Source organism: Burkholderia sp. 9775_39, assembly GCF_015712225.1.
In the GTDB taxonomy this organism is placed as follows: Bacteria; Pseudomonadota; Gammaproteobacteria; order Burkholderiales; family Burkholderiaceae; genus Burkholderia; species Burkholderia cenocepacia.
The window spans coordinates 448,624-472,805 of the sequence record NZ_JACCQC010000001.1 but is presented as its reverse complement, the minus strand read 5'-3'; the positions used below and the strand labels follow the sequence as shown (position 1 = coordinate 472,805).

The following is a 24,182-nucleotide window of genomic DNA, read 5'->3' as shown; positions in this document are numbered from 1 at the left end:
TGCTGTTGCTCCGTTCATGTTTCGAGTACGTAGGCGCCGGGCGCCGCCGCGAGGCCGGCGGCCGGCGTACGGGCCGGCACGTCGCCCGACGAGCGAGCACGCAACCAGTCGCGCCAGGAGGTCCACCACGATCCGTCGACCGCCGGCGTATCGCGCACGAAGTCGTGCGGGCTGCGGTAAGCCGCGCCGGGTTCGCGCGTCGCGCACCGATAGCGGCGCCCCGGATGGCCCGGTTCGGACACGATGCCCGCGTTGTGCCCGCCCGACGTCAGCACGAACGTCAGCGCATGGTGCGTGAGCAGATGGAGCTGGTAGACGGATCGCCACGGCGACACGTGATCGCGCTCGGTGCCGACCACGAACGTCGGCACGTCGATATCCGACAGCGCGACCGGCCGCCCGTCGACGCAATACCGGCCGGCTGCCAGCTCGTTGTCGAGAAAGAGCCGCGTCAGGTATTCCGAATGCATGCGGTACGGCATGCGCGTGGTATCCGCATTCCACGACATCAGGTCGTTGGGCTTCGTGCGCGTGCCGAGCAGGTATTCGCTCATCATCCGCGACCAGATCAGGTCGCGCGCGTTCAGCAGTTCGAACGCGGCGGACATCTGCGCACCGTCCAGGTAGCCTTGCCGCCACATCAGCGCGTCGAGCGCGGACAGCTCGCTTGCATCGATGAACAGCCCGAGCTCGCCGGGTTCGCTGAAATCGGTCTGGGCCGCCAGCAACGTGATCGAGCGCAGCGCGTCGTGCTTCCGCCCGTCGCGCGCCAGCGCCGCCGCGGCGATCGCCAGCAGCGTGCCGCCCAGGCAATAGCCGACCGCGTGGACCGCTTCGCCGCTGATCGACCGCGCGGCGTCGAGCGCCGCGATGCAGCCGTCGCGCAGATAGTCGTCGAGCCCGAGGTCGCGCGATTCCGCACCGGGGTTGCGCCACGACACGGCGAACACCGTATAGCCCGCGTCGACCAGGAAGCGGATCAGCGAATGGTGCGGCTGCAGATCGAGGATGTAGTACTTCATGATCCACGACGGCACGATCAGGATCGGCTCGCGCCCCACGCGGGCCGTCGTCGGCGCGTATTGCAGCAGCTCGCACAGCGCGTTGCGCGAGACGACGCGACCCGGCGTGATCGCCACGTCGCGACCCGGCAGATACGCGCGCGGATCGCGGGCCTGCGTGCCGCTCGCACGCTCGACGAACGCGTTCGCGTCGTCCAGCCAGTGCCGGAAACCCGCCGCGAGGTTCGCGCCGCCGCTGCGCATGGTCGCGTCGAGCACGACCGGATTGGTCGCCAGGAAATTGCCCGGCGAACAGGCGTCGAGCCACTGTCGCGCGGCGAATCCGACCAGTCCCTCATGATGGCGTTCGACGCCCGGCACGCCGCGTGTCGCGTCGCGCCACCAACGCTGGATCGACAGGAAACCGTCGCGATACGCGCGAAACGGCCAGCCGCCCCACGCGGGCGCGGCGAAGCGCGGATCGGCGTCGCCGGCATGCACGGCCAGGCCGCGCGACTCCGCCTCGTCAGCCTCGCCGTCGCGTCCGCTTACCGTCGGCGCCACGGCGCCCAGCCACGCCTGTGTGGCGAGCTCGAAGCCTTTTCCCGGCGCCACCGCCAGATGCGCCCCCCAGTCGAGCATCGCCAGCGCCAGCGACACGGGCGACAAGCCGAACGTCAGTGCGGCGACATGCGCGTGCGCGGCACGGTTCCACTGTTCGGCCGCGCTCATCCGGGCAGGCGCGCATCGCGTCGCCGCCGGCGCGCGCCCGTCGGCGCCTGGCGTCGGCGGCGATGCCGGCGCGAGCGGCGCGAGCGGCGCGCGCAGCACGGAGCCGTTCATCGCAAGTACATTCCGCCGTTGACGTCGAATTCCGCGCCGGTGGCGAACGCACCGGCATCGGAGCACAGGAGCGCGACGAACGCGGCGATTTCGTCGGGGTCGCCGAGCCGCCCGGCCGGAATCTGCGGCAGGATCTTCGTGTCGAGCACCTCCTTCGGCACCGACTCGAGCATCGCGGTCGCCAGATAGCCGGGCGATACCGTGTTGACCGTCACGCCATGCCGCGCGAGTTCGAGCGCCAGCGTTTTCGTGAAGCCGTGGATGCCGGCCTTCGCGGCCGCGTAGTTGGCTTGCCCGTACGCGCCTCGCGAACCGTTGACGGAGCCGATGTTCACGATGCGCCCGAAACCCGCGTCGATCATGCCGGGCACGAACGGCTTCGTCATGTTGAACATGCTGTCGAGATTGGTGCGCAGCACCGCGTCCCACATGCTCTTCGTCATCTTCACGAAGGTGGCGTCGTGCGTGACGCCGGCGTTGTTGACGAGCACGTCGACGCGCCCGAATTCGGCGAGCACGCGCGCCGCGCAGTGCTGGCACGAGTCGTAGTCGGCCACGTCCACTTCGAACGCATGAAACGTGCGGCCCGCGTCGCGTTCGTGCGCGAGCCACGTCGCGACGTGGTCGTTGCGCTCCGTGTACGACACCGCCACCGTCATGCCGGCGTCGTGCATCCGACGGCCGATCGCGGCGCCGAGGCCGCCCATTCCGCCCGTGACGAACGCGACGCGCTTAGCGGACATGATCGTGCTCCCGTTCGCCTGCGATGCCGTTCAGGCGGCGCGCCGCGAGCGCCCCGTTCGTCGCGTCGCCCGCCTCCTCGATCCCGCGCTCCAGCGCGGCTATCCAGTCGGCCCACGGCATGCTGGCTTCGTTGATCACCGCGAGCCGCTCGAGGTCGGCCAACCAGTCGGTCTGATAACGCGTCAGCGCACCCGAGCCGTATTCGCGCAACCAGGTACGCCACGCACTCGCGTGCTCGAATTGCGCACGCATGCACAGCTCGGCGGCGTCCTGCCAGATCTCGACGCTCGCGATCGCGTAGTCGCTCGTCACTTGCCGGCCGGCCTCGGCGAAGGCCGTCCACTCGTTCGTTTCCGCCAGCGCCTGCTGAAGGCGCCGCACCGCGGTGCGGTCGCGCTCGATGCGCCGCCCTGCCAGCGCATGCCATTCGTGTTGCCAGTCGCGGTTCAGCGCGACCATGCGCAACGCGAGATCGCAGCCCGCGCGCCAAGCGCCGTTCGGTGTCGTCAAAGCATCGCTACTCATCGGCTTCCCCTTTCGATCGGATCAATGGGTTCGCATCCGCATCGCGCCGCCTGCCCGGCCTCGGCGTCTCGACCGCTTCACTGTGCGGGTATCGCGCACGGCCGCCGTTGATCTGAGTCAAGCGCGTGGAAACCCTGCTTCGTAGACTGGATTGCACTGGCGGATCACCCGTCGATGGAGCGAATCCGATGAGCTACAAGAGCATGGTCGTGCACCTCGATACGAGCACCCGCGCGCATTCGCGTCTCGAGTTCGCGTTGCGTCTCGCCCGGCGCTTCGGTGCGCATCTCACCGGGCTGTTCTCGGTCTACACCCCCGAGCCGCATTCGTTCTACGTGATGGCCGGTTCCGCCGACTATTTCCGCGCGCACCGCGAACAGCGCGACGAGCGGCTCGCCGCGCTGGAGCGTCTGTTCCATGCGGAGACGGCGCGCGCCAAAGTGCCGGCAACCTGGATTCGCGCCGACGAGCGGGCGAATGTCGCCGTACCGCGCGCCGCCCGTCTCGCCGATCTGGTGATTGCAGGCCAGAGCGACCCGAACGATCCCGAGTCGTATATCGACGACCAGTTCCCGGAGAACCTCGTGTTGTCGGCCGGCCGCCCGGTGCTGTTCTGGCCGTACACCGGAGAATTCCCGTTGATCGGCGATCGGGTTTTCGTCGCATGGGACGGCAGCCGCGAAGCGGCGCGCGCCGCGCACGACGCGCTGCCGTTTCTCGAGCACGCGAAGCGCACGACGGTCGTCGCGGTGGTCGACGGTCATTCGGAGGCCGCGGCCACACGGATTCCGGCCGCCGATGCCGCGCTGATGCTGGCGCGCCATGTGCACGACGTGAACGTGCTCGACATCGATGCCGGCGCCGGCGCGTCCGTCGGCGACACGCTCCTGTCTCGCGCCTATGAAACGGGTTCCGACCTGCTGGTCATGGGTGCGTATGGCCATCCGCGCTGGCGCGAGCTGTTGATGGGCGGCGCCACGCGCACGGTGCTCGCGTCGATGACGCTGCCGGTGCTGATGTCGCACTGAGCCGCCCGATGCACACGCTCGCGCTGCGCGTCGCCAATATAGGCATCGGCGAGCACTCGGCCGTGTTGCGCGGGCGGTTCCGCGCATCGCTCGGCTGGTTCGGCCTCGGCATCGACGTGCGTGCGAATTCGGACGATGCGCATGTCGTGTCGTGCGCATCGTGCGCATCGAGCGCGGTCGCGGCGGTCGTCGAGCCGACCGACGAAGCGTGGCTCGCCGCGCGCGCCGCGGTGGGCGTGCCGCGCGGCAACCGGGACGCTTGATCCAGATCAGCGCCGTCCGCGTGCACGCGCCGATGATGGTTTCATCCACATCCGTTCAAGGGAACTGCCATGTACTCGAACATTCTGGTCGCACTCGACGGCAGCGACACGTCGTCCCGTGCACTCGACGCCGCGCTGAGTCTCGCGGCGCAAACGGGTGCGCGGCTGACACCCGTCTACGTCGTCGATTTCCTGGTGCCGGCCTACGACATGTATGGATACGATCCGTCGATCCTGGTCGATTCGTTCCGTGAAGAAGGATTGCGCGTGACCGAGGACGCCGCGCGGCGCATGAAGGCGCGCGACGTAGCCGGCACGCCGCGGATTTCCAACGTCGCGCCGGCAGGCGAAGACATCCCGCACCGGATCGTCGGTCTCGCGGGCGAGATCGGCGCCGATCTGATCGTGATGGGCACGCACGGCCGGCGCGGCGTTCAGCGCATGTTCCTCGGCAGCGTGGCCGAACGCGTGCTGCGTGTGGCCAAATGCCCGGTCCTGATGATTCCGGCGAGCTGCGCAGCAAAGGCGTCCGCCGACGTCACGGCCGCTTCCACCGAAAAGGAACCGTCATGAGCTACAAGACCCTGCTCGTCCACCTCGACGACAGCGATCGCTGCGCGACGCGCGTCGACCTCGCGCTCCAGCTCGCGGGACGCTGGAACGCGCATTTGATCGGCCTCTACCTGGTCTGCCAGGATCTCTTCGAACCATTGCGTCGGCCCGACGAACCGCTGAAGCTGGCCGTCTACGAGCGCCTGTGCGACGAGCGGCGCAAGGAGGCGGAAGAACGCTTCCTGACGGCCGCCGAACGCGCCGGGCGCAGCGTCGAATGGCAGGCGCCGGCCGGCAATGCGACCGATGCGGCGATCCTGCATGCACGCCATGCCGATCTGCTGGTGCTCGGCCAGGAAGATCCCGACGATCGCATGACCTACGTGGCGCGCCATTTCGTCGAGGACGTCGTGATCGGCAGCGGCCGTCCGGCGATCGTCGTGCCGTATGCGGGCGACGTGCGCACGTTCGGCGAGAACGTGCTGATCGGCTGGGACGGCGGGCGCGAGGCCGCACGCGCGATGGCCGACGCGCTGCCGTTGCTCGGCCGCGCCCGCTTCGTCAACGTCGAGACGGTCGTCCGCGGGCACTCCGATCCGGACCGCACGCCGGCCGGCGTCGACGTCGCCGCGTATCTCGAACGGCACGGCGTTCGCGCGTCGTTCTCGACGACGCCGCGCGAGCGGGCGGTCGGCGTGGGCGGAACGCTGCTGAACCGTGTGACCGATCTGCATGCGGACCTGCTCGTCATGGGCCTGTACAGCCATACCCGCGCGCATGAGCGCGTGCTGGGCGGCGCGACGCGCACGATCCTCGAGACGATGACGGTGCCGGTGCTGCTGTCTCACTGAGCCGTCGACTATCGGGCAGCCGGTCGCGGCTGCCCGCTTTCGTCACAATCGTCACAACACGGCCGCACCCGCGCCGTGCCCCTCCCGCACGACCAGCACCGGCCGGTCGGCGATGCGCACCAGCGATTCGGCGACACTGCCGAGCAACGCGCGGCGCATGCCGCGACGGCCGTGCGTGCCCATCACGATCAAGTCCGCGTCGCATTCGGCGGCCGCTCGCGCGAGCGCCGACGACACGTCCTCCCCACACGCGTCGATCGCCTGCGCGGTGCCGCGAACGCCGCACAGGCGGAACGCGGTCTCGGCGTCCGCCACTGCGATCGCGGCCTTGTCCGCATCCAGCCCGGCCGGGTCGCGCCGCTCGATATAGCCGCTGTCGACGTCCGTCGGCCGCGGCGCGTCCGATACCACGCACACGGCGACGATCAAGCCGCCCGACTCACGGGCGAGCGCGATCGCCTCGTCGAGCGCGAGCCGCGAACCGCGGCTGCCGTCAAGCGCCGCAAAGATTCGTGCATACATGAAGCCTCCCTGTTGCCGTTCGGTGTCGATTGGCCTGCCCGACCAGTCTGGGCGCGACGCGCATCGGCCGGTTGACGCCGGTCAAGCCCGCGCGCCGACAGCCGTGCGCATCGGTCCCGATTGGCGAATACCGGCAAAACGCGCACAATCTCCGCGCATCGGACACGCTTTTGATGCGACCCTTTGAAGAGACATCGTCCGGTCATCGACGGCAGCCATCATGTCCGCCGTTCGGAATCGGACGATCGCCACGTTCCGGTCGGAGCCGGATCGGCGAACGCCGACGCGCGCCGGCCCCCCGCGAGCTGGCAAAGGATGCACGCCATGATCCGCGTACTCATTGCAGACGATCACACGCTCGTCCGGGACGGCCTGCGGCACATCCTGCAGAACGCCAACAATTTCGTCGTGGCGGGCGAAGCAAACGACAGTGCGTCGACGATCGCGCTGATTCGTGGCACCGAGGCCGAGGTGCTGGTGCTGGACCTGTCGATGCCCGGCCGCAACGGCATCGAGCTCATCAAGCAGATCAAGGACGAGAAACCGGCGCTGCACATCCTGGTGTTGACGATGCACGCCGAGCAGCAATATGCGGTGCGCGCGTTCCGCGCCGGCGCATCGGGGTACATGACCAAGGAAAGCGCGAGCGCCGAACTGGTCGCCGCGCTGACCAAGATCGCGGCCGGCGGCGTCTACGTGAGCCTGACCATGGCCGAGCAATTCGCGCAGAGCCTGAACGAACCGACCGATCTCCTGCCGCACCAGCGCCTGTCCGATCGCGAGTTCGACGTGTTCCGGCGCGTCACCACCGGCGAGTCGATTTCGGAAATCGCGCAGGCACTCTGCGTCAGCGTCAAGACGGTCAGCACGTACAAGACGCGGATCCTCGAGAAGATGCAGATGGCCAACGATACGGCGCTCGTCCGGTACGCGATGCGCCACAAGCTGTTCGACGACCCGGACGAACTCTGACCGAGACAACCCGCCGCACCCTTGTAGGAATCGTCCTACAAACCTTCGCCATCACCTACCGCATCTTCAATTTCCGCTGATTTCAATCAAGCGTCCGGCTGTCCATACTCCGATCAAGAACACCACACCCGCGTGCCTTCCGGAGCTACCCGGCCTTGCCCTCGCGTCGCGACGGCATCGTCGGCCCGCCGATCCGGTGCGGCGCCGATTCGATGAACCAGGCGGTGGCGTCCCGATCCGCCTGTACGACGGCCAGCGCAACCGCGACCATGCGACCCGCTGCCGCCCCAACCGGAGCAGATCATGCAGAGCCATGCCGAAATTCCAACGACAGTGCCGTTGCACCCGTTCATTCCGCTGCATCCCGTCACGCGAATGGACCAGCCGAAGCGCACGTCGTCCCGCTGCTCGTCCTGCACGCTGCGCACCGTCTGCATGCCGCGGGAAATGACGCCCGACGAATTCGCGCGGGTGGACGCGATGATCTGCACGACGCGCCACGTCAAACGCGGTGAAACGTTGTTTCGCGCGGACGACACGTTCCACAGCATCTACGCGGTCAGAACAGGGTCGTTCAAGACCGTGATGATGCATCGCGACGGCAACGAGCAGATCACCGGCTTCCAGATCGTCGGCGAATCGCTCGGGCTCGACGGCGTGCACACCGGGCGGCACAACGGCGATGCGATCGCGCTCGAGGACAGCACGGTCTGCATCATCCCGTTTGGCCAGCTCGAGCAGATGTGCCGCGAAGTGCGGCCGATGCAGCATCACGTCTATCAGATGATGAGCGGCGAAATCGTCCGCGAATCCGCGCTGATGGTGCTGCTCGGCACGATGACCGCCGAGCAGCGCGTGGCCGCCTTCCTGCTGAACCTGTCCACCCGCTTCAAGGCCCGCGGTTACTCGGCCGCCGAGTTCGTGCTGCGGATGACGCGCGACGAGATCGGCGAATATCTCGGGATGAAGCTCGAAACGGTCAGCCGCATGCTGTCGAAGTTCCAGCGCAACGGGCTCGTCGCCGCGCAAGGCAAGCAGATCCGGATCGTGGATCCGGAAGGCCTGGGGCGCATCTGAGCGGATCGCGCGAGTACCGGGCGGGATCAGCCGCGCACGCCGAGCACGGCGGCGCCGAACACGCGCCCCATGCGCAGGTCGTCCAGTGCGCGATTCGCATCGGTCAGCGCGTAGCGCACGGCTTCGACGCGCAACGGCGTCGCGGCGGCGATCCGCATGAATTCGGCCGCATCCGCGCGCGTCAGGTTGGCGACCGACACGATCCGGCGCTCGCCCCACAGCCACGCGTACGGAAAGCCCGGGATGTCGCTCATGTGAATGCCGCCGCACACGACGATCCCGCCTTTGCCGACGGCGCGCAGCGCGGCCGGCACCAGTGCGCCCGCCGGCGCAAAAATGAGCGCGGCGTCCAGTGTTTCCGGCGGTGTTTCGTCGCTGCCGCCGGCCCACGCGGCGCCGAGTGACAGCGCGAGCTGCTGTGCCGCCGTATCGCCGGGCTTCGTCAGCGCGAACACCTTGCGCCCCTCGAAACGTGCGACCTGCGCGACGAGATGAGCGGCCGCGCCGAAGCCGTAGATGCCGATGCGACGCGCGTCGCCCGCCATCCGCAAGGTTCGGTAGCCGATCAGACCGGCGCACAGGAGCGGCGCGGCTTCGAGATCGGAATAGCGCCGCGGCAAATGCACGCAATACCGGTGGTCGGCGACCGCGCACTCGGCATAGCCGCCGTCGATCGTATAGCCCGTGAAACCAGGGCTGTCGCACAGGTTCTCGCGGCCCGACGTGCAATACGCGCAATGCCCGCATGTCGAGCCGAGCCACGGAACGCCGATGCGATCGCCGACGGAGAACCCCGTCACGCCAGCGCCGAGCACGCGCACCGTTCCCACGATTTCGTGCCCCGGCACAAGCGGCAGCTTCGGGTGCGCGAGCTCGCCGTCGACGACGTGCAGATCGGTTCGACAGACACCGCATGCGTGCACGTCGATCAACAGCTGGCCCGGCGCCGGCAGCGGATCCGGCACGCGCGTCTCGCGCAAACGCGGCGCCGTGCCGTCAAACATCATCGCAAGCATGCTCGCCTCCTGCTCGATCGTCTTCGTGCTTCGCCGTCCAAGGCTAGTCCCAACGCATCGCGCACGCATGGCGCGATGACGGGCGCTTGATGTGGGTCAACGGCTGCCGGACGGTTGCTGACACGATGAAGTGGCATGACGCCGCCCGCGCGGCGTGCCAGGAGATGATCGAATGATATCCGTTCCCCCGCTTGCCGCAAGCGCCCATGTCGACGATCAATTGAAGTCGTTGCTGGCGTACGCGGTGCTGGCCCCGTCCAGCCACAATTCCCAGCCGTGGCGATTCATCGTCAACGGCGCCACGATCGCAGTCTGTGCGGACCGGGTCCGCGCCTTGCCCGTGGTCGATCCATTCGACCGCGAGCTGATCATCAGTTGCGGCGCGGCATTGCTCAATCTGCGCGTCGCGCTCGATCACGCCGGCCTCGCCCACACGATCAGCACGTTTCCGTCCGAGGTCGACCCCGATCTCCTTGCGCTGGTCCGGGTCTGCGACGACGGCTATTCCGATCCGTCTCTCGGCGGGCTGTTCGACGCGATCCAGGAGCGCGTCACGACACGCGCACCGTTCGAATCGACCGAGGTGCCCGACGCGATTCAGCGCGAGCTGATCGCGGCCGGCGTCGCGGAAGGGGCTGAGGTCGCGTGCATCGACTCGGTCACGCATCGCGCACGGGTTGCCGAACTGGTTGCGCAGGCCGACCAGCAGCAGTTCGCGGATCCGCGCTTCCGGCGCGAACTGGCGAGCTGGATCGATCCGCGCCGGCGCGTCGACGGCATGCCGGCGTTCGCGGCCGGCGTGCCGACGCTGCTGGACTTCGCGGCGCCTGTCGTGACGATGGCGGTGCGGACGTTCGATCTCGGCAACGGTCTCGCCGCGCTCCATCACCAGCTCGTCGGCGCGTCGCCGTTGATCGTCTGCATCTCGACCGTGCGCGACGATCGCGAAGCGTGGCTGGCCGCGGGCCAGGCGCTGGAGCGGATCCCGCTCGTCGCGGCGCGCGCGGGCTATACGGCGTCGTACCTGAACCAGCCGATCGAGACGGCCGCGCTGCGCGCCGACCTCGGCCGGACGCTCGGGCTGCGCGGCGAGCCGCAGTTGCTGCTGCGGGTGGGCCGCGGCCCGCACACGCCGCATTCGCCCCGTCGCCCGCTCGACGAAGTGATCTCCTGAGCGTAACCGGCGGCGCTCCGTGCGCCTGCCGATCCGGACGAAAACAAACATGAACATCACGCGTTGCTTCGCTTTCCTTCTGATCGCCGCCATCGCCGACACGGCGTCCGCACAAACGGCCGTGCCCGAGCCGACCGAGCTCGTCAACGCGCAGCACTGCATGTTTTGCCACACGCTCGACATGACGTTCCTCGGGCCGTCGTTCCACGATATCGCCGCGCGCTACCGCGGCGATCCTCACGCGGCCGCCGAGCTGGAGCGCAAGTTGCGCGTCGGCGGCCCCACGCATTGGGGCGACACGCCGATGCCGTCCGCCGTCGATCGCGGCGGGCCGCTGTCGGCCGACGACGCCCATCAGCTCGTCCAATGGGTGCTGAGTCAGTGACCGTGCCACAGCCTTCCCGCTCATGCCCACGATAGTCAAACGCGCTCGTGCCGGCACCGCGCGCGGCGGCATGAACGGCAAGCGGATACGCGCCCGGCCCGAAGCGACCGCCGCGCTCGACGACATCCAGCGGCCGTCTCGTCGGGCGCGGCATCTCGCCAGCAATCCGAACTGCACGCCTGCCGACGAAGATGCGACGTTGCTGCAACGGGCGGGCATGCGCGGTATCCGGCTCCAACTCGACTACTGGGAAGCCGAGGAGCGTTTGCAACATGAGCGCATCGGCCATGCCGTCGTGATCTACGGCAGCACGCGCATCGTCGCGCCCGCCGTCGCGAACGCACGGCTCGACGAAGCGAATCGCCTGCTCGCGCTGCGCCCGCATGACGCGGGCCGCCGTCGTGCCGTCGCGGTCGCCAGCCGTCTCGTCGAGCACAGCGTGTACTACCGCGTCGCACGCGAATTCGGCCGTATCGTCGGCGATGCCGACCGGCGCACGCGTACCGCGCGCCTCGCGATCGTCACGGGCGGCGGCCCGGGCATCATGGAGGCCGCCAATCGCGGCGCCTACGAGCGCGGCGCCCCGAGCATCGGCTTCAATATCGAGCTGCCGCGCGAACAGGCGCCGAATCCGTACATCACGCCGGATCTGCGCTTCCGGTTCCACTACTTCGCGATTCGCAAGCTTCACCTGCTCGAGCGCGCCAAGGCAGCCGTGTTTTTCCCCGGCGGATACGGCACGTTCGACGAGCTGTTCGAGGTCCTGACGCTGTTGCAGACGCGCAAGATCGCGCCGCTGCCGGTCATCCTGGTCGGCGCAGCGTACTGGCGGCGCGCCGTCGATTTGGCGTTTCTCGCGGACGAAGGGATGATCGACCGCCGCGACCTCGAACTGTTCACCTACTGCGAATCGGCCGCCGAGATCTGGCACGCGATCGGGTCCTGGTATGCACGGCGTCGCGCCAGACGGCCGGCCGGGCGAAGCCCTTCGCCGAAGCCGTCCGCCGTGTAGGAATCCGCCGACGGCCGCCGCTCGATTCCTACTGCAACTTCGGGACACGCCGATTGAATCGCGCATGCATGCCGACGATACTGAAATCACGGATCACGGCTCCCGGCACACCGATCGCGAGCCATCAGGAGAGACGCCATGTCACACGCTACCCAGCTTGTCGATTCGGGCAATCCGTCCGGTCAGCCCGATGCAGCTGCGCTCGATACGCTGGCATTGGTCGCCCTCGCCCGCGACGCCGGCATGCTCGTGATCCTCGACGGCCAGATCGGCAGGGAACGGTACGAAAGCGTGACGGGATCGATCGCCACGCTGGCTCGTTTCGCGCAGGCGCTGCAGCTTTCGGTGCTCAAGGCGGCATGAAGCCGGGCGCGGTCGGGGCCGTGCCGCGCGCTGACCGCATGCCGATGAACCTCCACCTCCCGGATCGGTCCGCCCCTTTCGCCGCGGATATCCAGCGGATGAAGCGGCGATGAACCTGCCCCGTTCCGGACGCATCGCACGCATGTTCCCCGGTGTGGCGCTGCTCGCGAACTACCGGCGCGCATGGTTGTCGCGCGATCTCTATGCGGGCATCGCGCTTTCCGCCGTGCTGGTTCCGGTCGGCATGAGCTACGCGCAGGCCGCCGGCCTGCCGGCCGTCACCGGGCTGTATGCGTCGATCGCGGCATTGCTCGCCTATGCGGTACTCGGCCCGAGCCGCATCCTCGTCCTGGGCCCCGATTCGGCGTTGGCCGCGCTGATCGCCGGCGCCATCGCGCCGCTCGCGGACCATGATCCGCAGCGGGCCGTCGCGCTCTCCGGCGCACTGGCGCTGTCGGCCGGTACGATCTGTATCCTGCTCGGGACGCTCGGCCTCGGCTTCGTCACCGACCTGCTGTCGCGCCCGATCCAGTACGGGTATCTGAACGGCATTGCGATCACGCTCGCCATCGGCCGCCTGCCCGAGCTGTTCGGCATGACCGCATCGGGCGGCGACGTGTTCGCCAGCGTCCCTCACATCGTGCATGCCTTCGTCGACCGCCGGTTTTCACCCGCTGCCTGCCTGCTCGGCGTCGGCGTGCTCGCGACCATTTTCTTGATGAAGCGCGTGATACCCCACTGGCCTGGCGTGTTGATCGCCGTGCTCGCAGCGACCCTGGCCACGCGCGTGTTGCCGTTGCACGGCATCGCGACGGTCGGCGCATTGCCGGCCGGCACGCCTGCCCCGCACCTTCCGGTCGTCTCGCTCGCCGACCTGACCGCGCTCGCGTCCGGTGCGATCGCCGTGGCGCTGGTGTCGTTCGCCGACATCAGCATGCTCTCGCGTGCGCTTTCCGTGCGCGCGGGCGACACGCCGGACCGTAACCAGGAGCTGATCGCATTGGGCGCGGCAAATTTGCTGGCCGGCGTGACACAGGGCTGCGCGGTCAGCAGCAGCGCGTCCCGTACGCCGGTGGCGATCGCCGCCGGCGCGCAAAGCCAGCTCACCAATCTCGTCGCGGCCGCATGCATCGCGATACTGCTCATTGCCGCGCCCACGCTACTGACGCTCGTCCCGCGCGCAGCGCTGGCCGCGGTCGTGATCTACGCGGCGTTCGGCATCGCCGACGTCCGCAGCGTCGTCCGGCTGTACCGGATGCGCCGCGGCGAATGCCTGATTTCGGTCCTGTGCTTTGCCGGGGTGATCGGCGTGGGCGTCGTCCCCGGCATCCTGCTCGCCAGCGCGCTGTCGCTGCTGTCGTTCGTGTGGCGAGCCTGGCACCCGTACGATGCTGTGCTTGGCCGGCTGTCGGGCGTGCGCGGTTATCACGACATCACGCGACATCCGGACGCCGTGCAAACCCCGGGCCTCGTGCTGTTCCGCTGGGACGCCCCGCTCTTCTATGCCAACGTCGAGATCTTCTGCGAGCATCTGCACGGGGCAATCGCGCGCTCGGCATGCCCGGTCTCGCGTATCGTCGTCGCCGCGGAGCCCGTCACCGATATCGACGTCAGCGCGGCGGACCGGCTCGTCGCGCTGTGCGAAGAACTCCGCGAGCAACGCATCGCGCTGAACTTCGCTGAAATGAAGGGGCCGGTGAAGGATCGCCTGCGCGCCTACGGGCTGTTCGACGTGTTCGGCCCGACCAGCTTCTTTCCGACCGTGACCGATGCCGTTGCGCATCACGTCCAGCGGAAAGGCGAACACGCGAGCGCGGGCGAACACCGCATGCGTTCCGCATCATCACCGCCCGCGCGGAAAACGACGGGAGGCTAGGGCCTGTTCACGCCAATAACGGGCTTGCGCTGGCCCTAGACGCTTGAATACGGGCGGCCGCCACGCGTATCGCATCGGGCCGGGAGGAGCGGCCGGTTTCGATGCAATACGTGGCCGTCGTCGTTCAAACCGTAAAGGTGTTCGACTTCTTCATCTCGACCCAGGTCATCCCGACGCGCAACCCGTCGATCGCGGCTTCGCGCTCGGTGTCGTGGAACCGGCTGTGAGCGAACACACGTTCGCACGCGCCGTCCGGCGACATGAGCATCACGTGGATCGTGCAACGATAGCCGCCCGTTCGGCGGGGCTCGTCTCGATCGCCACCGACCAGTCGGCGTCGTGTACCTCGCCTGACAGTGTCATCTTGCTTCCCTCCCGCGTCCGGGCGGACGCCGCACCTAACTTCAGCCAGCCGGCCTTACTCGACGACCAGGTCGTCGACGACGGCGCGCACGCCGCGCGCGGACCACGCGGCGCCGCGCACGGCCTTGCGCTCGGAGAACGACCCGACCTTGCCGGACAACCGGACGGTGCCGTCGCGCACCTCGATCGCGATGTGTTTCGCCTCGCGCTCCGCGTGGCGCATGATCGCGCGCTTGATGTTGCCGCCGATGTCGGCCGAGCCGACCGCCCCCTGCACGACGATGTGGTCGGTCACGACGGTCACGCTGCGCATCTGCGAGATCGCACGCACGGCCAGATGGCTTTGGTACGCCCATTCGACCCTGCCGGACAGCGTGATCCAGCCGTGCTCGACCTGCACCTTGACCGCATCGTCATGCAGCCCGACCGTCCAGTGCAGCACCGAGCGCACCGCATTCGCGATGTCCTCGTCGGTGCGAACGTCGTCGTTCGGCAGATGGACGGTCATGTCGACGACGAGCGCCTTGACGCCAGCCACGCGATTCGCCGCGCGCTCGATCGCGAGTTTCTCCGCGTAGCTCGGCGGGTGACCCGAAAGCGTCACGATCCGGTCGGACACCTCGACGCCGATCCCTGTCGCGTCGATCGCCGGGTCGGATTCCAGTTCGTCCTGAACGTCCTGCTTCAACTGCTTGTCGGTTTTCATCGTCTGCACTCCCGTGAGCCGCGGCGCGCTCGTCCGCCGTACACGGCCAGATTTGCACACGCGCGCCCGCGCGTTGCTGATGCAGGTCAACGGATATTCTGTGCCGCGCTTCGCGGCTCGTGCATGTGTCGCCTGGTTCGCATTCGCTTTGACCGTGGGCACGCGGTCGGCGCCTTCGTCTCGCCGGCGCAGCATCATGACGCGTACAGGACGGGGGGCGACATCGCATGCCGCGCGGCAGATCCCGCGGAGATCGGCGTATCGGCCCGTACGATCATGGATGCGATACGCGTCAATGACCCACGGCGATCACGTACAGAACCGAAAAAATCCGCTATGAAGCAGGATCGGCCTGCCGTCCATTTCCTCGAGCAGGCAGCGCGCCGCGCGTTCGATCGCGGGGCGATGGCGCGCGAATGCGTCGACGAGATCCTGCTCGCGCGGCGATACCGCCCGGAAGTGATCTTCCAGCGCTTCCGCGGTGATCGCGCAGCGCACGCGGCGGCCTTCGACCACGGCCGGAAAGGCCAGCGCCGGAGCCACGCCGCAATACGTCGGCGGTTCGGAGGGAAAAGATATCTGCATGATGATCCCCTGGGCAGGTGGCGGGCCGTCCCGGTATCGGGCGCGGCGATTCTAGGCTGCCGCGACGGCGGCCGGCGCGGCATCGTCGCTGCGTACGAGCAGGACCGGGCAACTCGATCCGCGCAGGAACCGTTCGGCGACGCTACCGAGGAACAAGCGACGGACGCCGCGCCGCCCGTGCGTACCGATCACGGCCAGATCGATCGAGCGTTCGACGACGTAGCGTTGCAGCCGCTCGGCGACATTCTGGCCAGGTTCGGTTTCGACGATTTCCGTCTCGCCGTTGACGGCCGCATGCGAGATCGCCCGTTCCGCGCTGTGCAGCACCGCCGCGCCGTCGCGCCGGACCTCGTCGAGCAGCGCATCCGGGTTCATTCGTCCGGCGTACGTGATCAGAAGCGATTGGTCGACGACAAAGACGGCGAACAGCCGCGCGCCGCAGGACCGGGCAACCTTCAAGCCCTCTTCGAGCGCCCGATTCGACGAAGGACTGCCGTCCACGGCGACCATGATGTTCGTGTACATACCCACCTCGCTGGATGACTCGACGCGCCGGTGGCGGTCGGCGTTGTCTCATCATCAGCGCTTGCCGGAAACCGGCGTTGACCGAGGTCAACGGCTTGAAGCGGCGTGACCCTGAGCGGGATGCGCCCGATGATCGAGGATCGACCGGCGGCGGCGTCGACGTGTCCGTCGCGCGCGATGGCTACTCGTACGCGCGGAAGCCCCGCTCGATTTCGAGGATCTTCGACGCGCATGCATCGTATTGCCAGCCGGGGCCGCCATCGGTGCCGTACATGCCCTTGCACATCGCCTTGAGCCGGATCACCGCGCCGCCGTCGCCCGATGCGGTGCGCGATGCCCACAGATAGACTTCTCCGGCGAAATGCGGCTGCGCGGTTTCGATCCGATCCGCACTGAATCGCGTGATACGCGTGGATGAATGCGCGTCGACGTAGCGTCGTGCGAGCTGCCAGGCACGGTCGCATTCGGACGGCGTCGAACACGGCAGCGCCGCGGCCTCCCGTGCCGCCAGCAATTGCGTTTCGGTCGATCGGAACGCCGACCCCTGCCCCGTACCGGCGCAAGCGCCCAGCGCGAGCGCGGCGCCGATCGCCCACGTCAGATGTTTCATGGCCCGTGCCTCATCACGCGGCGGCTTGCGCGCGCCATCGGGCGCCGCATCGTGCAAGCGCCGCAGTCCACTGTATTGCCGGCAGCGCGAAGGCGATTGACCTGCGTCAATCGCCGTCATGCGTCGCCGATCGCAGGCCTCGCTTCGTCGCCACGAGAAAATGCTTTCTACGATTCGTTGGTTTGAGCGGCGCGGCGCAGCCCGTAGCATGGGCGCGTCACCCATCCTCCAGCATCGGAATGTCCGCGCAAACAGACAAGGTCGTCCATTGGCTGCTGTCCAGCCTGGAGCCGAGAAGCCAGCTTTTTCATGTCGGCCAGTATTGCGGCGACTGGCAGGCGTCCACCGCCGGCCATGCGAAAGCGAGCTTCCACGTGATCCTGCACGGATCGGCGTGGCTGCATTTCGCCGACGGGCGCGACAGCATCCCGGTCACCGCCGGTGAAGCCGTCTTTCTGCTGCGCGACGTGCCGCACGGCTTGTCGCCGAGCCCGGTCGACCCGCAGGCCTGCGCGGTCGCGGGCGGCCGCCCGCTCGAGCGACGCGGGTCGATGCAACCGCTCGACTCGTCGGTTGACGGCAGCGTCGGGCTCGCCTGCGGCTTCATCGAATTCCGCTCCACCGTGTCGCGCGCGATCGTGTCGCTCTTTCCCGAGTACCTGATCGTGCGGCGCGGCGACGACGCCTATCGCGGTATCCACGGGCTGTTCGACCTGATTCGCGCCGAAGGCCGCCATGGCGTCGACGCCCCCTCCCCGCTGATCGACAAGCTGGTCGAACTGCTGCTGTTCTATGCGGTGCGGGATGCCGCCGGGCACGATACCGTGGCCAGCGGCCTCGCGTCGCTGATGCAGCGGACCGGTTTCGCCACGCTCGTCGCCGCGATCATCGATGCGCCCGCCGACGCGTGGACCACCGACTCGATGGCCGCATTCGCGAACATGTCGCGCACCGCGTTCTGCAAGCACTTCAGCGAAGCGTCCGGCCATCCGCCGATGCAGTTCGTCACGATGGTGCGGATGCGACTCGCGGCGGACCTGTTGCAGCAAGGCCTGCCGATTTCGCGTGCGGGTGAACTGGTCGGCTATCAGTCGGAATCGGCGTTCGCGCATGCGTTCAAGCGCACGATGGGCATGCAGCCCGGCGCATGGCGGCGCGGCGGCCCTGCGTCGCCATCGGCGGCGCGCCTGCACTAGCCGGAGACGGCGCGACGGCGGAACGCGCGGCGCGGGACGAACGCACAGGAATCGCGGATGTTCGCGCATTGTCCGGCGGGGGCGCCGCCTCGACAATGATCTCACTGCCCCTCCGGAGAATCCTGTGAGCCGCCTGCCCTTGCCCACCATCGAAACCGCCCCCGCGCCCAGCCAGCCATTCCTGGAAAAGTCGCAGCGCGCGAACGGTTTCCTGCCGAACCTCGTGCGCTCGCTCGCGAACGCGCCGGTCGCGCTCGAAACCTATCTGACCGTCGCGGAGATCAACAGCCGCGCGGGCCTCACGTTCGCCGAGCGCGAAGCCGTGCAGATCACCGCGGCGGCCGTTCACGGCTGTGCGTTCTGCGTGGCCGGACACACCGCGGCGGCGCTGAAAAAGGCCCACGTCGACCACGCCGACGTCGATGCATTGCGCGACGGCGAACCGGTCGCCGATCCGCGGCTCGACGCCGTCGCCGCATTCACGCGCGCCGTGATCGCGACGCGCGGCGGCGTGCCCGACGACGCGCTCGACGCGTTCCTGGCCGCCGGCTTCACCGAGGCGAACGCGCTCGAAGTGGTGCTGGGCGTGAGCCTCGCGACGCTGTGCAACTTCGCGAACAACCTGTCGCGCAACGAACTCAACCCCGAACTGGCGGCATACCGATGGGAACCCAGGACACAGGCCGCCTGACGGCGCCCGAACTCGACGCGTCGCTGGTCGACTGGCTCGACGCGAACGCCACGTCGCTCGACACGCGCGCCGCGCTGAAAGCGGAAGTCGTGCCGCGCCTCGCGACGGCCGGACTGTTCCGGATCGGCGTGCCGGCGGGCCTCGGCGGCACCGGCGGCACCACCGCGGACGCCATTGCCGGCATCGCCGCGGTGGCCGAGCATTCGCTGACCGCGGCATTCGTGCTGTGGGGCCAGCGCAGCTTCATCGAATACCTGTTGCAAAGCCCGAACGCCGCACTGCGCACGCGCTGGCTGCCGGCGCTGCTCGACGGCCGTTGCGCCGGCGCCAGCGGGCTGTCGAACGCGATGAAGTATCTGTGCGGCATCGAGTCGCTTCAGATCGACGCGACGCGGCACGCGGACAGCGCCGACGACTGGCGGCTGACGGGCAGGATGGCGTGGGTGACGAACCTGCGCGCCGAACGGTTCGTGGTGGCGGCAGCCGTCGCGTTCGACGATGGCCGGCCGTCCGCGATCGTCGCGATTCCGGATGACGCGCGCGGCCTGGCCCGCAGCACGGATCTCGACCTGATCGCGCTGCGCGGCAGCAACACCGCCGCGCTGCATCTCGACGCCGTGCCGAGCGACGCCGCCTGGCTGATCCATCCGGATGCGCAAACCTTCCTGCCCGCGGTGCGACCGGCATTCCTCGGCTTGCAGTGCGGGCTGTCGATCGGGCTCGCGCGGCGCTCGCTGGCCGAAGCGCGGCGCGCGGCGGAGACGACGCGCGGCATTCTCGGCCCCGAAGTCGAATCGTGCGCGGCCGAACTGGCCGCCGCGTGCGCGCAGTTGTCGGCCGGCATCGCCGACGGCAGCATGCGCCTGCATCCGAACCGCCTGTTCGAGCTGCGCATCGCGCTCGCGACGCTCGTGGCCACCGCCGTGAACCTCGAACTCGAGGCGAGCGGCGGCCGCGGCTATCTGCGCGATGCGGGGCTCGGCTTCGAGCGACGCTGGCGCGAAGCGGCGTTCATTCCGATCGTCACGCCGAGCGTGGTGCAGTTGAAGGCGCAACTCGCCGCGCAGGCGCGGAGCATCGCCGCATGACGCCCCCGCTGCTGGACGCCCGTCACCTGACGCTCAGCTACGGCGACGAGCCGCGCACGACCGTGCTTGCCGACGTGTCGCTGTCGGTCGGGCGCGGCGAAATCGTCGCGTTGATCGGCCCGAGCGGGACCGGCAAGTCGAGCCTGCTGCGCGCACTGGCCGGGCTCGAGCGGCCGCAATCCGGCACCGTGTCCGTCGACGGCGCGCTGCTGCACGGCCCGCACCCGAGGATCGCGATCGCGTTCCAGGACCCGTGCCTGCTGCCGTGGCTGTCGACCGAACGGAACGTCGCGTTCGGGCTTGCCTTCGCGCATCAGGAGCGCCTCACGCGCGATCAGCAACGCGAACGCGTCCGCTCGGCGCTGCGCGCGGTCGGGCTCGACGCCGCTGCGTCGCTGCGCCCGGCCCAGCTTTCCGGCGGGATGGCGCAGCGTGCGGCGCTGGCGCGCGCATTGGCGCGTCGGCCGCACGCGCTGCTGCTCGACGAACCGTTCTCGGCGCTCGACGAAGTCACGCGCGCGGCGATGCAGCGGCTGCTGGTGAACATCGTGTCGACGACGCGCTGCGCGACGGTGCTCGTGACCCACGACATCGACGAGGCGCTGCTGGTGGCCGATCGCATCGTGCTGCTCGGCACGCAAGGCCGCTTCATCGACGCGTGGCGGGTCGATTACCCGCATCCGCGCGATGCGTTCGTCAGCGAACTCGGCACGATGCGCATCGACATCCTGAAGGCGTTGCAGGCCGGCATGAAGCACCCGCACGCGTCCGAACCCCATCCCTTGAACTGACCTCCCTATCCATGTGCCAGATTCCGATGTCGCGCCGCGAATGGCTGAAGCTCGCGGCCCTGTTCACCGCGACGGGTGCCGCCCCGTTGCTGTCGATGGCCAACGCGCACGCCGCGGCCGAACCGGATGCGCCGGTTCGCATCGGCTATCTGCCGATCACCGACGCGGCCCCGCTGCTGGTCGCCCACAACAACGGCTATTTCGCGTCCGAAGGGCTGACGGTCGAGCAGCCGAAGCTGCTGCGCAGCTGGGCGCAACTCGTCGAGGCGTTCCTGTCCGGCCAGGTCAACGTCGTGCACCTGCTGTCGCCGATGACGCTGTGGGCGCGCTACGGCAGCCGCGCGCCGGCGAAGGTGGTCGCATGGAATCACGTGAACGGCTCCGGGCTGACGGTCGCGCCCGACATCGATTCGCTGCGCGATCTCGGCGGCAAGACCGTCGCGATTCCGTTCTGGTACTCGATTCACAACGTCGTGCTGCAGGACATGCTGCGCGGGCAGGGGCTCGTCCCCGTGCTCAAGCGGCGCGGCACGCCCGCGGCGAACGAGGTCAACCTCGTCGTCATGGCGCCGTCGGACATGCTGCCCGCGCTCGCCGCGCGCCAGATCGCCGGGTATATCGTCGCGGAGCCGTTCAACGCGACCGCGGAATTGATGAAGATCGGCAAGATCCTGCGTTTCACCGGCGATGTGTGGAAGAACCATGCGTGCTGCGTCGTGTTCATGCACGAGCAGGATCTGACGCAGCGCCCCGCGTGGTCGCAAAAGGTCGTCAACGCGATCGTGAAGGCGCAGCTGTGGGCGCGCTCGCATCCGCAGGAAACCGCGCAACTGCTGTCGAAGGACGGCACGCACCGCTATTCGCCGCACACGCTCGCGTCGCTGGACCGCGTGCTGGTGCCGTCGGCGTCGCTGGCCGACACCTATCGCGCGAGCGGCGCGATCCGCCACGCCGACTGGCACGCGAAGCGGATCGACTTCCAGCCGTATCCGTTCCCGAGCTATACCGAGGCGCTGGTGCAGCGGCTGAAGCGGACGGTGGTCGACGGCGACAGCGCATTCCTCGCGTCGCTCGATCCGGCGTTCGCGGCCCGCGACCTGGTCGACGACCGGTTCGTGCGCAAGAGCATCGACGCGGTCGGCGGGCTGACCGCGTTCGGTCAATCGGGCGGGTTCCGCCGCGAGGAGATCGTCGTTGTCTGATGCGCTTGCTACCCGCCGCTCGTCCGCACCCGGCACGCGCCGGACCGGCGGCGGCCGTTCCCGGGCACCTGCGGCCGCGGGCTGGCTCGGCGTGGCCGGGCTCGTGGCGACGGTCGTGGTCTGGTGGGCCGCGATCCATGCGTTGACCGAGCCTGGCTCGCTCGGCCGGCAGTTCGCGCCGGACAGCGCGTTCGCCAGCCTGCGCTCGCTATGCGCGGACGATCATCTGCTCGAACACGCGCTCGTCAGCCTGCGACGCATCGGCGTCGGGCTCGGCGCGGCGCTGCTGGCCGGCGTCCCGCTCGGCTTGTTGCTCGGCCGCGTGCCATGGGTCGAGCGGATGCTGTCGCCGACGTTCCAGTTCCTGCGCATGGTGTCGCCGTTGTCGTGGATGCCGCTTGCGGTCATGTCGTTCGGCATCGGCGACCGCGCGATCTACTTCCTGCTCGGGTTCGCCGCGTTGTGGCCGGTGCTGATGAGCACGGCGGCCGGCGTCAAGCAGATCGACCGGCGCTGGCTGCAGCTCGGCGCAAGCCTCGCGGCCACCCGTCGCGAGCTGCTGGTCCATATCGTGCTGCCCGCGATCGCGGGGCCGCTGCTCAACGGCATCCGGCTCGCGATCGGCATCCTGTGGATCGTGCTGGTGCCGGCCGAGATGCTCGGCGTCAACGCGGGCCTCGGCTACCTGATCCTCGATACGCGCGACCGGCTCGCGTATGCGGAACTGACCGCGGTGATCGTCGTCATCGGCGCGCTGGGTTTCGCGCTCGACGGCATCGCGCGGGGGTTGACCCGCGCGCTGCTGGCGTCCGGGCGCTGACGTTCAATTCCACGCATGGCGCGCCGGGCGCGCGCCGTTCAGGTAGTAGTTGCCGACGAGGTGATATTTCCAGCGCACCGGGTCGTGCAGCGTATGCGTGCGCGCATTGCGCCAATGGCGGTCGAGGTTGTGCTCGGCGAGCGTCGCTTGCGTGCCGGCCAGCTCGAACAGCTTCTCGCCCGCGAGCAGCGCGACCTCGGTCGTCAGCACCTTCGCTTCGCCGACCGCCACCGACGCCCGCGCGACGTCGTCCTCGGTCACGTCGCCCTTGGCCGCGATCTCGTCGAGCGTGCGCGCCGCGCGTTCGAGCAACGCGTCGGCCGCATGCAGCTGGATGTGCAGCCGGCCGATTTCACGAATCGTCAGCGGATCGTCCGTGGCCCGCTCGACGCCGCTGTCGACCCACGGCCGCGTGCGGGTTCGCACGAACGCGAGCGTATCGTCGATCGCCGCCTTCGCGATGCCGGCGTCGATTGCCGCCTGGATGATCTGCGACAGCGGGCCGTTGAGCGTCGGCACGTCCGACACGCGCTGCGCGGGCAGCACGTGCGACGCCGGGATGCGCACCGCGTCGAGCACGACCGTGCCGCTCGCGGTCGTGCGCTGGCCGAAGCCCGACCAGTCGTCGATCACGGTCAGCCCGGGCGTCGGTTGCGGCACGTACGCGAGCCAGGCCTGTTGCGCGTCGTCGAGCCCGAGCACCGGCACGTAATGCGCGAACAGCGCGCCGGTCGAGTAGAACTTCGTGCCGTCGACGACGTAGTCGTCGCCGTCGCGGCGCACGCGCGTCTTCAGGTCGAGCACGTGCTTCGTGCCCTTCTCCGAGAACCCGTTGCCGAACCGCTTGCCGCTCAGCACTTCGGCGAAGAAATGCCGCTTCTGCGCGTCGGTGCCGACGAGCGTGATCACGTCGATCAACCCGAAATGATTCTGCGGAAGCTGCCCGAGCGACGCATCGGCCGCGGCGACGATCTTGATCACCTCGGTGAGCGTCACGTGCGAGACGCCTGCGCCGCCGTATGCCTTCGGCACCGTGATCGCCCACAGCCCCGACTGCGAGAACCATTCGATTTCCTCGCGCGGCAGGCGGCGGTCGCGATCGCGCTCGGCGGCGCCTTGCGCGAGGCGTTGCGCCAGCGCATGCGCGGCCGCGATCGCTTGCGCGTCGTCGGCGATCACGCGGGCCACCTGCGGGTGTGCATCGGCCGGCCGCTCCTGAATCGTCGCGCTCGTGTCTGACATCGGGCTCTCCTGTCGAATGGCGAAAGCATTCAATCTAGCAGCGCCGCGCGGGCCGGAAAACCGAGCGATTCTCGGAACGATATTCCTTGGGAGAACAAACGACGTCGCGCCTGACGCAGGTGGAACGGCGTTTTGACGTCGCAACGGATGCATGAACGT

At 68.6% G+C, this 24,182-nt stretch carries 27 protein-coding genes and 1 pseudogene; 17 read left to right on the top strand and 11 right to left on the bottom strand.

All coding sequences use genetic code 11. The annotated features are described in order from the left end of the window. Positions 1-14: 14 nt before the first annotated feature. Genes H0X90_RS02005 through H0X90_RS01995 form a run of 3 tightly spaced genes read right to left on the bottom strand, consistent with a single transcriptional unit; the run spans position 15 to position 3,113 of the window. The gene (locus H0X90_RS02005) at positions 15-1,844 is read right to left on the bottom strand and encodes an alpha/beta hydrolase (RefSeq protein WP_077188991.1); all 1,830 of its coding nucleotides are present in this window, start codon (positions 1,842-1,844) and stop codon (positions 15-17) included. Beyond that, a complete protein-coding gene (locus tag H0X90_RS02000; protein WP_077188990.1) occupies positions 1,841-2,587 on the bottom strand; it encodes a beta-ketoacyl-ACP reductase in 747 nt (248 codons plus the stop codon). The genes H0X90_RS02005 and H0X90_RS02000 overlap by 4 nt, the downstream gene beginning before the upstream one ends. Beyond that, entirely contained in the window at positions 2,577-3,113 is a 537-nt protein-coding gene (locus H0X90_RS01995; protein ID WP_077188989.1) for a hypothetical protein, read from the bottom strand. The genes H0X90_RS02000 and H0X90_RS01995 overlap by 11 nt, the downstream gene beginning before the upstream one ends. A gap of 188 nt (positions 3,114-3,301) precedes the next feature. Between H0X90_RS01995 and H0X90_RS01990 the strand changes: the two genes are divergently transcribed. The 4 genes from H0X90_RS01990 (at position 3,302) to H0X90_RS01975 (ending at position 5,807) form a co-directional block, all read left to right on the top strand. Next, on the top strand, positions 3,302-4,141 hold the full coding sequence (locus H0X90_RS01990; RefSeq protein WP_077188988.1) for a universal stress protein: 840 nt from the start codon (positions 3,302-3,304) through the stop codon (positions 4,139-4,141). A gap of 8 nt (positions 4,142-4,149) precedes the next feature. After that, positions 4,150-4,404, top strand: coding sequence for a hypothetical protein (locus tag H0X90_RS01985; protein ID WP_077188987.1), 255 nt, complete (start codon positions 4,150-4,152; stop codon positions 4,402-4,404). Between the two features lie 69 nt (positions 4,405-4,473). Then, complete coding sequence (locus tag H0X90_RS01980) at positions 4,474-4,977, top strand: universal stress protein (protein ID WP_027809178.1); 504 nt, start codon at positions 4,474-4,476, stop codon at positions 4,975-4,977. Next, positions 4,974-5,807, top strand: coding sequence for a universal stress protein (locus H0X90_RS01975; protein ID WP_077188986.1), 834 nt, complete (start codon positions 4,974-4,976; stop codon positions 5,805-5,807). The genes H0X90_RS01980 and H0X90_RS01975 overlap by 4 nt, the downstream gene beginning before the upstream one ends. A 51-nt stretch (positions 5,808-5,858) precedes the next feature. Here H0X90_RS01975 and H0X90_RS01970 read toward each other — a convergent pair whose 3' ends face one another. Continuing rightward, complete coding sequence (locus H0X90_RS01970; RefSeq protein ID WP_027809180.1) at positions 5,859-6,329, bottom strand: universal stress protein; 471 nt, start codon at positions 6,327-6,329, stop codon at positions 5,859-5,861. A gap of 324 nt (positions 6,330-6,653) precedes the next feature. Between H0X90_RS01970 and H0X90_RS01965 the strand changes: the two genes are divergently transcribed. Together H0X90_RS01965 and H0X90_RS01960 are read left to right on the top strand one after the other, a co-directional pair. Further along, positions 6,654-7,301, top strand: a complete 648-nt coding sequence (locus tag H0X90_RS01965; RefSeq protein WP_027809181.1) for a response regulator transcription factor — start codon at positions 6,654-6,656, stop codon at positions 7,299-7,301. A 303-nt stretch (positions 7,302-7,604) separates the two neighbouring features. After that, entirely contained in the window at positions 7,605-8,378 is a 774-nt protein-coding gene (locus H0X90_RS01960; protein ID WP_027809182.1) for a helix-turn-helix domain-containing protein, read from the top strand. 26 nt (positions 8,379-8,404) lie between these two features. Here H0X90_RS01960 and H0X90_RS01955 read toward each other — a convergent pair whose 3' ends face one another. Beyond that, on the bottom strand, positions 8,405-9,394 hold the full coding sequence (locus H0X90_RS01955) for a zinc-dependent alcohol dehydrogenase family protein (RefSeq protein ID WP_077188985.1): 990 nt from the start codon (positions 9,392-9,394) through the stop codon (positions 8,405-8,407). A 172-nt stretch (positions 9,395-9,566) separates the two neighbouring features. Here H0X90_RS01955 and H0X90_RS01950 point away from each other — a divergent pair, with 172 nt between their 5' ends. From H0X90_RS01950 to H0X90_RS01930, 5 genes are all read left to right on the top strand, one after another. Further along, on the top strand, positions 9,567-10,568 hold the full coding sequence (locus H0X90_RS01950; protein WP_077188984.1) for a nitroreductase family protein: 1,002 nt from the start codon (positions 9,567-9,569) through the stop codon (positions 10,566-10,568). A 49-nt stretch (positions 10,569-10,617) separates the two neighbouring features. Continuing rightward, positions 10,618-10,953: a c-type cytochrome gene (locus tag H0X90_RS01945; protein ID WP_027809185.1), complete on the top strand. Its 336-nt coding sequence runs from the start codon at positions 10,618-10,620 to the stop codon at positions 10,951-10,953. A 22-nt stretch (positions 10,954-10,975) separates the two neighbouring features. Next, a complete protein-coding gene (locus H0X90_RS01940) occupies positions 10,976-11,965 on the top strand; it encodes an LOG family protein (protein WP_027809186.1) in 990 nt (329 codons plus the stop codon). Between the two features lie 138 nt (positions 11,966-12,103). Further along, the gene (locus H0X90_RS01935) at positions 12,104-12,328 is read left to right on the top strand and encodes a hypothetical protein (RefSeq protein WP_027809187.1); all 225 of its coding nucleotides are present in this window, start codon (positions 12,104-12,106) and stop codon (positions 12,326-12,328) included. 109 nt (positions 12,329-12,437) lie between these two features. After that, on the top strand, positions 12,438-14,204 hold the full coding sequence (locus H0X90_RS01930) for a SulP family inorganic anion transporter (RefSeq protein ID WP_077188983.1): 1,767 nt from the start codon (positions 12,438-12,440) through the stop codon (positions 14,202-14,204). A 124-nt stretch (positions 14,205-14,328) separates the two neighbouring features. On the opposite strand, the pseudogene H0X90_RS35665 reads toward H0X90_RS01930, so the two are convergent. The 5 genes and pseudogenes from H0X90_RS35665 to H0X90_RS01910 all read right to left on the bottom strand — a co-directional run bounded on the left by H0X90_RS35665 (position 14,329) and on the right by H0X90_RS01910 (position 17,218). Next, positions 14,329-14,567: pseudogene (locus H0X90_RS35665) on the bottom strand (hypothetical protein). Positions 14,568-14,622: 55 nt separating this feature from the next. Continuing rightward, a complete protein-coding gene (locus tag H0X90_RS01925) occupies positions 14,623-15,273 on the bottom strand; it encodes a BON domain-containing protein (RefSeq protein ID WP_077189054.1) in 651 nt (216 codons plus the stop codon). A 309-nt stretch (positions 15,274-15,582) separates the two neighbouring features. Then, complete coding sequence (locus H0X90_RS01920; RefSeq protein WP_027809191.1) at positions 15,583-15,858, bottom strand: DUF1488 domain-containing protein; 276 nt, start codon at positions 15,856-15,858, stop codon at positions 15,583-15,585. Positions 15,859-15,909: 51 nt separating this feature from the next. Then, complete coding sequence (locus H0X90_RS01915) at positions 15,910-16,383, bottom strand: universal stress protein (RefSeq protein ID WP_077188982.1); 474 nt, start codon at positions 16,381-16,383, stop codon at positions 15,910-15,912. A gap of 181 nt (positions 16,384-16,564) precedes the next feature. Continuing rightward, complete coding sequence (locus H0X90_RS01910) at positions 16,565-17,218, bottom strand: hypothetical protein (protein ID WP_227739737.1); 654 nt, start codon at positions 17,216-17,218, stop codon at positions 16,565-16,567. A 14-nt stretch (positions 17,219-17,232) separates the two neighbouring features. Between H0X90_RS01910 and H0X90_RS01905 the strand changes: the two genes are divergently transcribed. From H0X90_RS01905 to H0X90_RS01880, 6 genes are all read left to right on the top strand, one after another. Further along, positions 17,233-18,189: an AraC family transcriptional regulator gene (locus H0X90_RS01905; protein WP_077188980.1), complete on the top strand. Its 957-nt coding sequence runs from the start codon at positions 17,233-17,235 to the stop codon at positions 18,187-18,189. Between the two features lie 124 nt (positions 18,190-18,313). After that, complete coding sequence (locus H0X90_RS01900) at positions 18,314-18,880, top strand: carboxymuconolactone decarboxylase family protein (RefSeq protein ID WP_006489008.1); 567 nt, start codon at positions 18,314-18,316, stop codon at positions 18,878-18,880. Beyond that, entirely contained in the window at positions 18,853-19,968 is a 1,116-nt protein-coding gene (locus H0X90_RS01895; protein WP_077188979.1) for an acyl-CoA dehydrogenase family protein, read from the top strand. Before H0X90_RS01900 ends, H0X90_RS01895 begins: the two co-directional genes overlap by 28 nt. Further along, positions 19,965-20,759: an ABC transporter ATP-binding protein gene (locus tag H0X90_RS01890; RefSeq protein WP_077188978.1), complete on the top strand. Its 795-nt coding sequence runs from the start codon at positions 19,965-19,967 to the stop codon at positions 20,757-20,759. The genes H0X90_RS01895 and H0X90_RS01890 overlap by 4 nt, the downstream gene beginning before the upstream one ends. A gap of 11 nt (positions 20,760-20,770) precedes the next feature. After that, complete coding sequence (locus H0X90_RS01885; protein WP_077188977.1) at positions 20,771-21,961, top strand: ABC transporter substrate-binding protein; 1,191 nt, start codon at positions 20,771-20,773, stop codon at positions 21,959-21,961. Further along, the gene (locus tag H0X90_RS01880; RefSeq protein ID WP_034203484.1) at positions 21,954-22,781 is read left to right on the top strand and encodes an ABC transporter permease; all 828 of its coding nucleotides are present in this window, start codon (positions 21,954-21,956) and stop codon (positions 22,779-22,781) included. The genes H0X90_RS01885 and H0X90_RS01880 overlap by 8 nt, the downstream gene beginning before the upstream one ends. A gap of 3 nt (positions 22,782-22,784) precedes the next feature. Here the strand turns inward: H0X90_RS01880 and H0X90_RS01875 are convergent, their stop codons facing one another. After that, the gene (locus H0X90_RS01875) at positions 22,785-24,023 is read right to left on the bottom strand and encodes an SfnB family sulfur acquisition oxidoreductase (RefSeq protein ID WP_006483330.1); all 1,239 of its coding nucleotides are present in this window, start codon (positions 24,021-24,023) and stop codon (positions 22,785-22,787) included. Positions 24,024-24,182: the final 159 nt, after the last annotated feature.